The sequence below is a fragment of the Bacteroides sp. genome (genome assembly GCF_029057325.1).
Classification (GTDB): domain Bacteria; phylum Bacteroidota; class Bacteroidia; order Bacteroidales; family Bacteroidaceae; genus Bacteroides.
This window is the reverse complement of the sequence record NZ_JAICZW010000135.1, coordinates 1-14,923: the sequence shown is the minus strand read 5'-3', so window position 1 is coordinate 14,923 and position 14,923 is coordinate 1. Positions and strand designations below refer to the sequence as shown.

Sequence of the window (14,923 nt, the reverse complement as noted above, 5' to 3'; positions counted from 1 at the left end):
ATTTATCGCAATATTTGCACTATCCACAGTGCAAATTCATGAAATGCACCTGCAAAACATGCCTTGCATTTCATAGAATGTACGTAAACTTACCTCCAAAACAGCTTCATTATCTATCCCTATCGCCTTTTTTAAGCAGTGAAAATGCCTTTTTTAATTCGTTATATAACTATTTCCTGTTCGTTAAACAGCTGTCTAACGAACGGAAAACGGATTCATAACGAACGGTCAACATCTGTCTAACGAATTAAAGTCGCTACTTTAGTGATTATTTCTGTAGGAGCAGGAAGGTAAAAACAGGCCCAAATCAAGGTAAGAATCCCCTTAAAACTCACAGATTGTACAAAAACTCCCCTCAAATAGATGATATATGTCCGTGGAATCCATATTATATGCCTATTTTTGTGCTATTGAATATACCTAATTTATTTATATCATGAATTATAAATTTATCCCTGTTGCATTAAAACATGTATTTTTGACTTCCTTGCTCTGGAGGAAAAGTCTGATGTTTCTGTGGATGTTGTTTGCCGCTTGCGTGGTCTATGGCCAACAACGTTTCTTGCCGGAGCATCCGCGTCTATTGTTTACCGAAGCCGAGACTTCCGAAGTGAAGCGTCTTATGGAAACCGACCCGCTGGCGGGCGACCTGGCTTCTTACCTGAAGCAGCAAGCCGACTCTATCATGGAAGCACCACAATTGCCTTACGAACTGGATAAATATGGTGCCCTGTTGTGGACCTCGCGTGCATACGTCTATCGGCTGGGAACCTTGTCACTAGCCTATCGGCTCTATGGCGACCGCAAATACCTGAATGCTGCCAACGAGACGTTAGTGTGGGTGTGCAGCTTTCCCGACTGGCATCCCGCCCACTACCTGGACACCGCAGAGATGACCGCCGCCGTAGCCATCGCCTACGACTGGCTTTTCGCCGAGCTTCCGCATACCACCAAGCAACTGGTCAAGGCAAGCATCTATAAGAACGCCATCTACCGCGTGCTGCGTGAATATGAAAAGGGAGGTCCGGGAAGCTGGGCAAAGCGTGAGACCAACTGGAACGTGGTGTGTAACACCGGCATGGTGCTGGGTGCGCTGGCCGTAGCAGAGGACTATCCGCAGGAAACCGAGACCATCTTGGAGAACGCTGCCAAGTACATGCCCAACTGCCTGAAACTGTTCGCACCGGACGGTGTCTGCTACGAGGGACCGGCCTATTGGGGATATACCAACCGCTATCTTTCCATGTATCTGAAAGCCGTGATGGACAACGGAGGCGATAAGGGAAAAATCGCGGAGTTGCCGGGCATCTCGCGAACGGCGCTTTACCAGATTCGGACACTGACACCATCGGGACATCCGTTCTACTTCGGCAATGCAGGCATCGGACATGAGTCCTTCGGCGGTCCCGCCTATTTCTTTTATAGCAAGTTGTTCGGTCAGCCCGAAGTGGCAGCATGGAACCGCAACGAAGTGGCAAAAGCGCTGCATGGAGCCAGAATGTTCGACCAGCTTTTCTTCCTCTCCCTGCCTTGGTTTGATGCAGCATCTTCCAAAGGAGCAAGTGCCGTGCCTGTCCTGGAAGTATATCACAACAAGATAAACGACATTGTGGTGTTCAATGGCGACCGTAGCAAGAAAGGTTCCGTCTATCTGGCGGCGAAAGGCGGACTGCCCAACCAGGCGCACCAGCAGATGGATTGCGGCACGTTTATCATTGAGAGCGACGGGGTGCTCTGGACGGAAGACCTCGGTGCTGATGACTACGACCTGCCCGGATTCTGGGACGGAAAGCCCGGCGGACAGCGCTGGAAGTATTTCCGCAACAACAACTTCTCGCACAATGTCATCAACATAGACCACAGCTTGCAGTATGCTGCCGGACACGCCTTTGTCTGTGAAGAACATCCCGAAGCCAAGCAGCCTTCCGCCAAGCTGAACCTGTGTGAAGTATATAAGGAGAAAGCGAAGAGCGCCTATCGCAAGTTTACGCTGCTGGATGACCGCACGATGGAAGTGGAGGACGAAGTGGAACTGCTTGATGCGAACTCCATCGTGTCGTGGGTAGCCGGCACGAAAGCGCAGGTGGAGGTGAAAGGCAACAAAGCCCACCTGACGAGGGACGGCAAGCACTTCTATATACAGATTGTCGCTCCCGCCGGTGCCGTATTCAAGACCTATCCCGCCAAGAATACGTATGAGGGAGAGAAAACCATCAAGGGCATCACGATGCTCGAAGCGGAATGCCCGTTTGAAAAGGCAGAAGGAAAGGTGACGGTACGGATGAGTAGCAGAAAGCTGTGATTGCTTTTATAGAATGAACGGCTCGCCCTTGCACTCCCCGCTCTCCATATCTATGATATAAGTTCCCGGCTGTGCGATGTCTATCTCTTCCTTCTCGGATATCCTTATGCTTGCCTCTTTGTAAACAGCGGCATAGCACCATTTCCCGATGATGACGACCTGCATCTTTTCGTCGTTCTGAAGGATGCGGATGTCATCTATCCGGAAGTCTTGGGTCTGCTTTTTGCTGCTTCCGGGCAGGACGAGATAGGCATAGCCGGCAGGCTTGTCCTTGCGGTGCTTGATGTAGATGGAGAATATGTCATCTTCAAGCATCATCGGCTTGTACATACCCATGAAGTCGTGCCATTGCCCCTGTTTCCGCTCTGTCAGAGCCACACAGGTATCAGCTTGCAACAGGATATATCCGGTGTTGTCATGAAAAAAGCGTTTGTCGGAGCAAGACCATACTTTGCCGCGTCTGAACCGTTGGTCGATGGAGGTCATAAGGGTGGCGGTGCTGTCGGAATGGATATTCCCTCCGATGCAGAGCACATAGTTTTCGGTGAATATCCAGGCCTTATGGGCTGTCAGTCCGTTCCTGTTCAGCTGCATGGCGGTGATGCCGTTGTTTCCGCCGCTTGTTCCGCCTACATAGGAACTTCTGTTGCGGGCATCGCAGTGATAAGGGTCGGGAATGGGGGCGTCGCTTTCGTAGGTCGTGATGCCGGGAATTCTTCGCCAGTTCCAGAAGGGGAAGATGTTGTGGTATTCATCGCCGCGTATGTAGGTGTACAGGGCACCGTCCGCCATGTAATAGCCCTTCAGGTTGTCTTCGTTTATCAGTTCGGTACCGATGACGCGGTCGGAGGCCATGCGCAAGGAGGCCATCCAGCGAGGGGTGCGGTGAAGGGTGTAGTCCGATTCGCTGAAGTGTTTGTTCCCGACAAAGGAGTTGGGAGCGGTGTTCGACAGGGAGTTGCGTTGAATCATTTCCCTTATTTTCCCGGCGGTTATGGGGTCGCTGCCCTTCAGCAACGAACTTGCCGCAAAAGACAGGTAGAAAGTCTTGTCGATGTCCGCATTCTTGAACAACTGCCTGTTCATGGCATTGACATCCCAATAGCCTCGCCATACAATCCACTGGAAGCCTTCGAGCAGCAGCGAAGTGAGAATCTTTTGCTGCTCTTGCGAGAAGGCAAGCGGCGTACCGGCGAACACTTCCGAATAGAAACTCATGTTGGAGATATATGCCAGCCCATAATTGCCGAATTGTTGCTGAGGTCCGTGCTGGTGAAAGCTCCAGTCTGTCTTGATGCCCTCTTCCCGTCCCAATACAATTTCCGAGCTGATGGCCGCCTGTGCCTCCTTCACCAACTCCCAATCGTTTTGCAGCAAAGCCCTCATCAGGACATTGCCTGCCAGCCATACCTTGTTCTGTCCGGTTCTGCCGAACTTGGCGTTCTGCATGACTTCGATGGCTGCCTGCCGTTCTTGTTCGTTCATCTCTTGCTCGAATAGTAAGAAAGCAGACCCCAAGGTCAATGGTATGCCTATTTCATTATACCACCAGTTCTTGCATACCAGTCGGTTGTCAAACCAGAAACCCATTGCCCGGTGGATGCCGTCCTTGATTTGAGAAAGCTCGGCAGCCGGTAATGTTTCCTTCTTTTGATAGTAATACTTGGTTAGTTTCAGGATGCGTTCGGCATGTTTCTTGGGTTCCCAGCCTGAGCGTTTGGTGTCATTGTAGTTGATATCTGTCCAAGAACCGTTTTTGTCAAGGGTTTGCACCAGAAGAGCGACCTCTTCGGGAGAGATGGGATATTGCTGTTGCAGTTCGATAACACTTTGGTCGCTAACCTCTTCCTCGGGAGGAATAGCCGACAATGTTTTTATCAGGGGGGCTTTGTCCGGGCTCTTGTTGACAAGGGCGTTCCGATAGTTCTGTTTGATAAAGGCTATCGGATTATCGGCAGCTTGCGCCTGAAGTGACATCGGACTATATAAGCAGAAAAAGAGAACGAGATACAGTGTTTGAATGAATGTCTTCATGGATTGCACGGTTATGGATTATGTCTGCAAAATTAGATATTAAAAGCGAACTGCGAGTGAAGCAGCACCTAAATTTCAAATGCAAGACGCAAAATACTCCTAAAATAGACAATACTTCCCCTATCCTTCCCTACTTTTTGCTTATTTTTGCTTGCAAAAGATTTTTTTGAAATGCTATGAAAAGAGAATACAAAAAACTTCTACTCCGGGCTTTGTGCCTGGGAATGCTGGCCTTGCCAAACACGGCTGGAGCACAGCTTACAAAAGCAGACTACCAACGGGCCGACACTATCCTGCAACTGGAAAATCATGTCTATTCATCGAGAGTGCGTCCTGTCTGGCTTCGTGACTCACATTACTTCTGGTATCAGAATCGGGAAAAAACAGGTACTGCCTATTATCTGGTAGATGCCGGGACCGGAAAAAAGAGGAAAGCCCCGGACAAGGAAACGCTTTCCACCTTCCTGAAAGGAAAAGACAGAGCGTTGGCCGAAGAACTGACACAGAAACAACAGACAGAAAGAGCATGGAAGCCGGAAGATAAACGTCCGCGGACGGTCGCCTCTCCCGACAGCCTTTGGGAGGCTTATATACAAGACAACAATGTGTTTGTCCGCAAGCGGACAGAACCGGACAGCGTGGTTGCCCTTACGATGGACGGCACACAAGGGGAATATTACAGCGACCGGCTGATGTGGTCGCCCGATTCGCGCAAGCTTGCCACCATGAAGGTGCGCGATGCACAGGTGCGACGCATCCCCTTGTTGGAATCTCGTCCCGGCACGCAAGTGCAGCCTGTGTTGCAATGGCGCGATTATGCGAAACCAGGAGATGTGCTGCCTGTATCGTTGCCCGTCCTTTTCGACTGGAGCGCCCGGAAGCAGATTCCACTGGATACAGACCTGTACACCCGTCAGTACGAACTTTACCTTACCGGCTGGCGGGCTGACAGCCGTGCCTTTACTTTCGAGTTCAACCAACGGGGACATCAGCGATACATCGTCGGCGAGGTCAATGCCCTTGACGGGAAAATCACCCATCTGGTGGATGAACGTTCTTCCACGTTCATCTATTACTACCAGTGCTACCGTCACGACCTCAAGGATGGTAAAGAGATGCTCTGGATGTCCGAACGCGACGGCTGGCGGCACTTATACCTGTTTGGAAACGACGGGCAGGTGAAGCGTCAGATTACCAAAGGCGAGTGGGTGGTCCGCAATGTGGACTTTGTGGATGAGGCAAACGGAGTCATCTACTTCAACGCCTCCGGATTCAATGCCGGCGAAGACCCTTATCATCTGCACTATTGCCGCATCAACATAGACGGCACAGGTTTCAAGGATCTGACTCCCGAACCTGCCAACCACCAAGTGACCGCTTCTGCCGACCGCCGCTATCTGGTGGATGCCTATTCGCGGGCAGACATGCCCTATCTGTCCGTGTTGCGGAAAGCGACAGACGGCTCTGTGGTGACAGAACTGGAAAGATGCGACATCAGTGAACTGGAAAGTACAGGTTGGCAGATGCCGGAAGTGTTCCATGCCAAAGGCAGAGATGGCAAGACGGATATCTGGGGGAAAATTCTTCGCCCCTCCCACTTCGACGCTTCCAAGTCCTATCCGGTGGTCGAGATGATTTACGCCGGTCCTCACGACTCTCACGTGGAGAAATACTTCCGCGCTACCGACCACCTCTGTTCGCGATTGGTGGAGTTGGGATTTATTGTGGTGAAAATCGACGGCATGGGAACCTATAACCGCTCCAAGGCCTTCCACGATGTCTGCTGGAAGAACCTGAAGGATGCCGGATTCCCCGACCGCATAGCCTGGATAAAGGCGGCTGCCAAGCAATATCCCTACATGGACATCAACCGTGTGGGCATCTACGGCTGGTCTGCCGGAGGACAGAACGCAATGGCCGCCTTACTCTTCCACAACGATTTTTATAAAGTCGCCGTGTCGTTGTGCGGTTGCCACGACAACCGGATGGACAAAATCTGGTGGAACGAGCAATGGATGGGCTATCCGATAGACGAATCGTACAGCGCCTCGTCCAACGTGGACAACGCCTGGCGGCTGAAAGGCAAACTGCTGCTGATTAACGGCGAACTGGATGACAATGTGGACCCGGCCTCCACCTTGCAGGTAGTCAGTGAACTGATGAAAGCCAACAAGAACTTCGACCAGCTTTATCTGCCGGGAAAATCGCACAGTCTGGGCGGCGCATTCGAAATGCACAAGATTCACGACTTTTTTGTAGAAAACCTTTTGGGGCAGGAGGTGCCGGAATGGTGATAGCTTACCAATAGGATAACTTAGATAGAAAAAACTAATAAATAAAAAACACATGAAAAGAATTATCAATGCATTCCTATTCCTTCTATTGTCCCAAGGAATATGGGCACAAGACTATGATTTGTACCTCTGCATCGGCCAATCCAATATGGCCGGTCGGGGAACCTTGACAGAAGAAGTATCTGACACCCTTACAGATGTCTATCTGTTCAATGCCCGCAACGAATTTGAGAAGGCGGCAAATCCGCTGAACCGCTATTCCACCATCCGGAAGGATATAAAGATGCAAGGTGTGGGGCCTGCTTACAGCTTTGCCAAAACAATGGTGGCTAAGACAGGACGCCCAATAGGGCTGGTAGTCAATGCGCGTGGCGGCTCTTCTATCCATTCGTGGAAGAAGGGAGCAAAAGACGGCTACTACGAAGAAGCTTTGTCGCGCATCCGGTCGGCCATGAAACACGGGACGTTGAAGGCCGTTCTTTGGCATCAAGGAGAAACAGACTGCGCCCAACCGGAAATCTATAAAGAAACCATCAAAGAATTGGTAGCCAATTTCCGTAAAGACCTGAATATGCCCGACCTCTTCTTTGTGGTGGGAGAGATTGCGTCTTGGGCACCCGATGAGCAGGCAGCTGAAAGGAATCGCACTTTCAACGACATGATTCGGCGTATCAGTGATTTTATTCCGAATGCCGTTTGTGTCTCTTCGGAAGGCTTGTTGCCCTTGATTGACCAATCGGACCCTCATTTCTGTACAAGCAGTCAAATCATTTTAGGAGAACGGTATGCGCAGAAGGTGCTGGAACATGCAAGCGGACCTCGGATATTGTTCATCGGCGACTCCATTACGGATGGCAACTGGGGAGCTGCAGGTGGTCCGAAGCCTTCATCCCAACGCAACCTGTGGGATATGAACCACATCTATGGAAGCGGTTATATGTATTTGTGCGCCAGCCATTATCAAGGGAATTATCCGGAGAAAGAGTATCGTTTCTTTAACCGGGGTATCAGTGGAAATACATTGTCGGATTTGGAGAAGAGATGGAAAGAAGATGCGATTGAGATGCATCCGGATGTCCTCTCTGTCTTGATTGGCACGAATGACATACATCATTATCTGAGAAGCGGAAAGAAAGAACCTTTTGATTTTGAGGCTTGGGAAAGGCGCTATCGTGTTTTGCTGGACAGCTCGTTGAAAGCGAATCCGAAGCTGAAGATTGTATTGGCAGCACCTTTTGTAGCCAATACCGGCACTATGCGAAACAGCAAGAACTTTGCAGAACGAGACAATATGGTGCGCCATTGTGCGGCTATCGTAGAGCGGATTGCGCATGATTATCAGGCGATATACCTTCCCTACCATACCATGTTCGATGAGCTCTTGAAGAATCGGCCTACCTCCCAAAACACGTATTGGATTTGGGATGGGATTCATCCAACGCCGGCCGGACACAGCCGCATGGCGGATATGTGGATAGAGCGTGTGGACTTATGTGGTGAATAAATAATCTAACATCAATCTCAATCAATCAAACATGAAAAAATCTTTTTTGAAAACGAACGGAATACACCGCCTGGCAATACTTTTGTTTGTGCTGTTTGCGGTGAGTCAAGCAAACGGGCAACAACCGAACCGCAAGCATGGTTTGGACTTCTCACAGATACCTACCCGTTGGGACGAGGCTATTCCGCTGGGCAACGGCATTTCGGGCACACTGATTTGGCAGAAGGACGGCAACTTGCGCCTGGCACTGGACCGTGCCGATTTGTGGGACTTGCGCCCGGTGAAAGAGTTCAGCGGCCCTGACTATAGCTATAAATTCGTCTGCGATGCGGTGGAGAAAGGAGACATGCAGCCTATATATGACATCATCGACGCACGCACAGGCAAGGACATCGCTCCGACCAAAATTCCTGCCGGGGCTATCGAAATACCTGTCGCCAAGCTGGGAGAGGTGGCAAGCGTGCATCTGGATGTACATACCGCCGTATGTACCATCACTTGGAAGAATGGCGTTGTAGGGCGCTTCTTCAACAACGCGGTGGACAAGAGGGGCTATTTCCGCTTCTCCCACCTGCCAGACACGTTATCCGTCCATCTGCAATCGCCTCAATTTGAACTGCCCGAAGGGGAAAAAGAGAATCAGAACTCCCTCTCCCGTCTGGGATATAAGAATGGGAAGATTGTACGCAAGGCAGGAGAAATCGGCTACCGGCAAAAAGCATACGGAGATGTTTCGTATGAGGTCGCCCTGCGATGGAGCACGCCGGACGTGCAAACCCTGGAAGGGAGCTACTGCCTGACCACCACCGGCACTTGGTACAGCGAACCGACGCCTGCCGGAAAAGCGATGAAAGCCGGTGTGAAAGACTTCGCCACCGCCCTGCGCGAACACACGGACTGGTGGAAGAATTATTGGGAGCAATGCGAAATCAGCCTGCCCGACCCGGTGCTGGAACGCCAATGGTACCTGGAAATGTATAAATTCGGTTCCGCTTCCCGCAAGGACGCGCCTCCCATCTGCCTGCAAGCTGTATGGACTGCCGACAACGGACAAACACCGCCTTGGCGGGGCGACTTCCACAACGACCTCAATACCCAGCTCAGTTATTGGCCCGGCTATGCGTCCAATCACCTGGAGGAATCGGAAGTCTTTACGGACTGGCTTTGGAAAATAAAAGAGAACAGCGAGGCGTTTACCCGCCAGTTCTTTGGCGTGGAAGGCATGAATGTGCCCTGCATTGCCACGCTCGAAGGGAAGAATCTCGGTGGCTGGAACCAATACTCCCACTCGCCCACGGCAGGCGGCTGGTTGGCGCATCACTTTTACCTGCAATGGAAGTATTCGGCAGACAAGCTGTTTCTCGAAGAGAGGGCTTATCCTTGGGTGAAAGAGGTGGCACGCTATTTTGAGCATGTTTCGGTGAAGGGGAAGGACGGGAAACGCAAGTTGCCGCTATCCAGCTCGCCGGAAATCAACGACAACGGCATAAATGCTTGGTTCAAGGAGACTACGAACTATGATCTGGCCTGCATCCGGTTTACTTATAAGGCTGCCGCCGAAATGGCCGAAAGTTTAGGCTTGACTGAGGAAGCGGAGTACTGGCAGCAGCAACTCTCCGAATGGCCCGATTTTGCCAAAGACGCTACCGGACTGACCATCGCTCCCCATTATCCGTTGCCATACACACATCGCCACCTTTCCAACATGTTGGCCATTCATCCTCTTGGTTTGCTGGATGTATCGCAAGGCAAAGAGGCGGAGCGGCTTATCAAGCGTTCCATCCACCATTTTGAAGAGGTGGGTGTAGGCGGATGGGTAGGCTACACCTATACCTGGCTTGCCAACCTGCACGCCAGAGTCTTTGACGGGGATGCGGCGGCACGTGCGTTGCACATCTTTGCGAAGGCATTCTGCTCGCCTAACAGCTTCCACCTGAACGGCGACCAGCTGAAGAAAGGGTATTCCGGCTTCACGTACCGTCCCTTCACGCTGGAGGGTAATTTTGCATTTGCTTCCGCCATCCAGGAGATGCTTTTGCAGAGTCACACCGGCATCATCAACGTGTTTCCTGCCATTCCCGAATCATGGCAGAATGCCTCGTTCCGCAACATGAGGGCCATGGGGGCTTTCATCGTCAGTGCCGACTACAAAAAGGGCAAAGTAAGCAAGATAGTAGTCCGCTCCGAAAAGGGAGGAAAACTGAAAATCTTTAATCCTTTTACGAACAAGGTGGAGGAGAAAGAGATGAAAGCCGGAGAGACAATTGCTTTAGGCTGAAACAGAAACGAATGGCACGCAGATGAAGCGCATCGTCTGCGTGCCATCCGGCATTTTGAGAGTGACTATTCGCCTATCATGACATTCATAATACCTGTTGGTGGAACTCAATCAGCAACAAAAAGAAAGCCCGCCATTGATAGAAGTTTTATCAATGACGGGCCACTTGTAATGTTACTGATGCGATATCGGACCGGCGTTATTTACTGTTCAAATAAGCGTTCATCTTCTGAACGTTCTTCTGCAACGAAGCGTCGCCCTTCTTCAGCTTGTCGTAAGCGAACGGTTCCAACAGCTTGCCGATGGCACGCGCCTTACCCCGCTCAGACTTCAGCACCTGTATCTTCTCAAACATCTGTATGCCCTCTATCAGCTTCTCGAAGCGGACGGACGACTGGTTCAGCGCATAGACAATGTAGGTATCACCGCCTGCCCAAGCCGTGAAACGGGTATCCTCATTGGGCGAAGCTACCCAGCTGTTGTATGCCCAACGCAGGTAGCCGTCCAGGTTGCGTTCGGCGGCTATCAATCCGAAGGTGGAAGCCTCGATGGGCTGTGAGAAAGTGAATGTATTGGGGAACGCCTCGCTACAGCAGGTGTAGAAAGTGGTAATCTTCCCTGCCGCCCGGCGTGCGTCCACCACTCCTTCGGGGTATTTGCTGTCGTAAGGGATGCAGAGGTCGAACAGCTCGTCCTCCAGCTCTTTGTGGTAATTACCCGCCAAGGAAATCTTGTAGTCGGCATCGGCTTTGCGAATCACGCGCAAGGCAGCCTCCATGCTCTCCTTGGGACGCTCGTCCATGGCGATGATGGTCTGGTTGAACCAGCCTTTTTCCTTCAAGTGGGCGGCAAAAGCTTTCAGCTTGCTGACCCAGTATTCGTCGAACTCGGGATTGTTCACAGCCAGCTTGCGATCCACCATCGCGTTGCTCTTCTGGTCATAGTAGCGGAAAGTCAGTTCCCAGGGGATGACGGAATAGCAATAGATGTAAGGGCCTACACCGCAAGAGCGCATGAACTCCACCCAACGGTCGAACACCGTATAGTCGTACATCCACGTGCCGTCCGCACGCTTTATCTCGGTAATCATGTTTACGAAGTAGTCATACGTCTGTCCGTTCCACGGCTTATGGGTGATGGAGGCGGTGATGCCCCGTTGTCCGGCCTTTGCCAGCCGTTCCATCAGCGGACGCATCGCGTCAAAATGTTCCTTACTCCACAAGGGGACACCTGCCATACGTGCCACAGCGAACGGATTCTGCCAGAGGTCCAGATGGAACTTCCGCTTCGATGCCGCAGGCATGGTGCGGTTGATGACACGAATGGAGTAAGGCAGCACGGCGCACACTTGGCCATCATGCTTCACCGAAACGGTTCCCCGATAGAGACCGGGAGCGGCATCATGGGGCACGTCGAACGTAATCCACACCGGCTGCACGGTCTTGGCCTCATAGCGCATCGCACGTATCGGCTCTATGCGGTCGGCAACCAGCGACGAGTCATATTGCGTCTTGTCCGGACGGTATCCGCAACCGCCTTTCCCGTCCTTGTTCAGTTCATCAGTCATCACGTAACGCAGGAAGCCGGTGGTGGAGTCGTCCACCCAATGGTTCTGCTGCGGCTCTTCCACGGAGAAGCTGATCTCACCGTCCTTTTCGGAAGACCAGACCAGAATCTTGCCATGCAGGCGTTCGCCACGCCATGCCGTAAATTGTTGCGACTTGCCTGTTCCGAAGGGAGACGGGCATGCGGTTCTGTCCACCAGATAGTCGGTAGTGCTCCAAGCTACTTTGAATGGAGGTTCTCCGGCCGTCACATTCAGACAGAGGGAGAGAAAAAATACGAATAGAGAAAATGAGAATAATTTCTTCATGGTATTCCTAAATAATTATTAAGTGAAACATCTTGAATGTTGCAAAGATACATTCTATTTCTAAGACTATCAAAAAAAAGTCATTCCCGTTATTCCGCCACAACCTCAATCACACGACTGTTCATCTTTCTTCCTGTGAACACCTGCAACCCGACGTTCATCAGATACTCACCGGAAAAGAGCTGTTCGTTTCCTCTGAGGGAAGAACGGGTGCCGGGCATCAGATTGGTTTCCTTGACACGATACATGCGGTCCGCCTCCAGTCCCTGCAAGCGTACCGGCTGCATCTTCTCGGCATAGCGGGGGAAGAGGTCGAAGGCAAACAGCACCGCACGCGCCTTGTCCTTAGCCACATACATCGTAGAGGTGTGGTTGCCATCGTACGGAGAAACCAGGCGATACTGGTCACCATCCAGCACAACGCCTTTCAGGCTATTGTAATTCTTCACAGCCTCGCGGCAATAGGCCACCTCGTCACGGTTCATATCCGTCAGTTTGATGTCGAATCCCAACTTACACATCATGGCGACATCGGTGCGGAACTTCACACTACTGCTGCTGTTCCAGGTCGTGACATGGGCGCACATCACTTTGGACGGGAACACCTGCGAGAATCCCCATTGGATGTAAAGCCGCTCCACCGGATCGGTATTGTCGCTGCACCAGAACTCTGTAAAGTATTTCAGTGCCTCGTAGTCCGAACGGCCGCCGCCACCGGCACAAAGCATCATCGGCAGCTTAGGATATTTAGCCTTCACACGCTCCAACACCTTGTAGAGTCCGCGCACATAGTCGATATAGAGATGCGTCTGATTCTCCTTCAGGTATGCGGAATAGATGTTGGTGATAGGGCTGTTGCAGTCCCATTTGAAGAAAGCGATGTCGGGATACTTCGTCATCAGTCCGTCCACAATGCCGAACACGTAGTCCTGTACCTTCGGATTGCTCAGGTCAAGCACCATCTGGTTGCGGAAGTAATACTCCTTGCGGTTGGGCAAATGTATCACCCAATCTTTGTGCCGCTCATACAGCTCGCTCTTGGGATTCACCATCTCCGGTTCAATCCAGAGACCGAACTTGATGCCTTTCTCCTTGGCTGCATGTGTCAGGCGGCCGATACCGTTGGGCAACTTGTCTTGGGTCTCGGTCCAGTCGCCAAGTCCCTGATGGTCGCTGCTGCGGGGATGCTTGTTGCCAAACCAACCATCATCCAGCAGAAACATGTCCACGCCCAGAGTCACGGCATCATCCATCAGCCCTATCAGCTTCTCTTCATCAAAGTCGAAGTAAGTGGCTTCCCAATTGTTGAGCAATGTCATGCGCGACCGGTCGCCGTCCTTCACCTGATACTTACGTGCCCAGTTGTGGAAGTTGCGGCTCGCCTCACCCTTACCGTCGAAGCTGTAAGTGAAGTAGAAATCGGGCGTGCGGAAGATGTCGTACGGCTTCAAGCTGTATTGCGAAGCATAAGGATTGATGCCCGAGATGACGCGCAGGCACCCGGCATTGTCCACCTCGAAAACGAAACGGAAATTGCCCGTCCATCCCAGTGTGCCTACCAAGACCTCGCCCTCATTCTCCCGGGACTTCCCGTCCATGGCAAGCTGGAAGAACGGAGAGCAGAACATATTGCCGCGTGTTCCCAGTTTCGTATCGACCACCTTCTTGCCGAAATCAAGCTCGCGCTCCGTGGCACGCACTTCGCTTGCCCAGTCGCCTGAGAACTCCGTAAGGAAGTATCGGGAACGGTTCAGGTGCAGCATAGAGGAAGCATACTTCTCCAACGACACGGGTTTCTTCTCCTGATGGCTGATTTCGGTGAATGTCTTGATGATGTTTTCTTGCTCGTACGCCACATAATGCAGCTTCACCGTGACCGGATATTGGTCGTCGCGCAGCGTGATGACCGTTTCTTTGACACCCGCCTCAGGAGCGTTCTCCGTATGATTGACGTATCTCAGCAGCGTAGAGGGGTTCTTATCGTTGTGCACGATATGAAGGGCAGGCTCAAAATAGTCCTCCATTCCGTGCGTGATGTATGCCTCCCCACCCTGCGGCAGATAGGCGATGTCCGAATCGTGGTGCAGCCGCTTGCCCAGATAGCATTGATACAAACGGCCGTCATCGGCAACTTTATAAATCAGTTCAACGGCATTTGTCTGGATTTTGACAACCGGATCAGCGGTTGCCTTCACGATACACAACAGGCAGAAAAGGCATTGCAAGAGTAGTACTTTCTTCATGTTTAGTTCATTATTTGATATAGATTTTCACGCGATTGTTTTTCTATGTTGACAACTATAAAAGGAAATCAGAATAACCGGTCAACCAACATTTGTTGCAAAGATACGAAAAACAAATGAGCAAAGACAAAATGCTTGCGAAACTTTTTAAAAAAGAACACGTTTGATTCCGCAATCGGAATGCCCAATTGCCAACAGGCATAAGAGTGGCACGAACCGTACACCCCACCCCTCTTCGAATGTAAACTATTTTTCCTTCTTCTTTTCGCAGCCGGCGTGTTCCGCCGAAAAAACGTCCTTTTCCCTCCCCACCGCGGTTCTTCCTATCTGCATCCTATCCCACCCCTACCAGGGCCTATTCGGCTTCGGACGTTCTTCGGACAAACTCCACTCCC

8 protein-coding genes are annotated in these 14,923 nt (G+C 51.4%); 5 read left to right on the top strand and 3 right to left on the bottom strand.

The features are described from left to right. Positions 1 to 508 precede the first annotated feature (508 nt). Complete coding sequence (locus K2G43_RS08260) at positions 509 to 2,302, top strand: heparinase II/III family protein (RefSeq protein ID WP_300154087.1); 1,794 nt, start codon at positions 509 to 511, stop codon at positions 2,300 to 2,302. A gap of 6 nt (positions 2,303 to 2,308) precedes the next feature. Here K2G43_RS08260 and K2G43_RS08255 read toward each other — a convergent pair whose 3' ends face one another. After that, on the bottom strand, positions 2,309 to 4,336 hold the full coding sequence (locus K2G43_RS08255; RefSeq protein ID WP_300154085.1) for a polysaccharide lyase family 8 super-sandwich domain-containing protein: 2,028 nt from the start codon (positions 4,334 to 4,336) through the stop codon (positions 2,309 to 2,311). A gap of 224 nt (positions 4,337 to 4,560) precedes the next feature. Between K2G43_RS08255 and K2G43_RS08250 the strand changes: the two genes are divergently transcribed. The 3 genes from K2G43_RS08250 to K2G43_RS08240 are packed head-to-tail and all read left to right on the top strand — an operon-like array spanning position 4,561 to position 10,412. After that, positions 4,561 to 6,630 (top strand): S9 family peptidase, encoded by a 2,070-nt coding sequence (locus K2G43_RS08250; protein ID WP_300154123.1) that lies wholly within the window; start codon positions 4,561 to 4,563, stop codon positions 6,628 to 6,630. A 52-nt stretch (positions 6,631 to 6,682) separates the two neighbouring features. After that, positions 6,683 to 8,134: a sialate O-acetylesterase gene (locus K2G43_RS08245; protein WP_300154083.1), complete on the top strand. Its 1,452-nt coding sequence runs from the start codon at positions 6,683 to 6,685 to the stop codon at positions 8,132 to 8,134. Between the two features lie 31 nt (positions 8,135 to 8,165). Beyond that, on the top strand, positions 8,166 to 10,412 hold the full coding sequence (locus tag K2G43_RS08240) for a glycoside hydrolase family 95-like protein (protein WP_300154081.1): 2,247 nt from the start codon (positions 8,166 to 8,168) through the stop codon (positions 10,410 to 10,412). A 199-nt stretch (positions 10,413 to 10,611) separates the two neighbouring features. Here the strand turns inward: K2G43_RS08240 and K2G43_RS08235 are convergent, their stop codons facing one another. Together K2G43_RS08235 and K2G43_RS08230 are read right to left on the bottom strand one after the other, a co-directional pair. Continuing rightward, the gene (locus K2G43_RS08235) at positions 10,612 to 12,285 is read right to left on the bottom strand and encodes a glycoside hydrolase domain-containing protein (RefSeq protein ID WP_297641494.1); all 1,674 of its coding nucleotides are present in this window, start codon (positions 12,283 to 12,285) and stop codon (positions 10,612 to 10,614) included. Positions 12,286 to 12,374: 89 nt separating this feature from the next. Then, positions 12,375 to 14,528 (bottom strand): alpha-galactosidase, encoded by a 2,154-nt coding sequence (locus tag K2G43_RS08230; protein WP_297641496.1) that lies wholly within the window; start codon positions 14,526 to 14,528, stop codon positions 12,375 to 12,377. A 163-nt stretch (positions 14,529 to 14,691) separates the two neighbouring features. Between K2G43_RS08230 and K2G43_RS08225 the strand changes: the two genes are divergently transcribed. After that, positions 14,692 to 14,923 (top strand): hypothetical protein (locus K2G43_RS08225; RefSeq protein ID WP_300154077.1); only part of this gene is annotated, 232 nt, incomplete at its 3' end.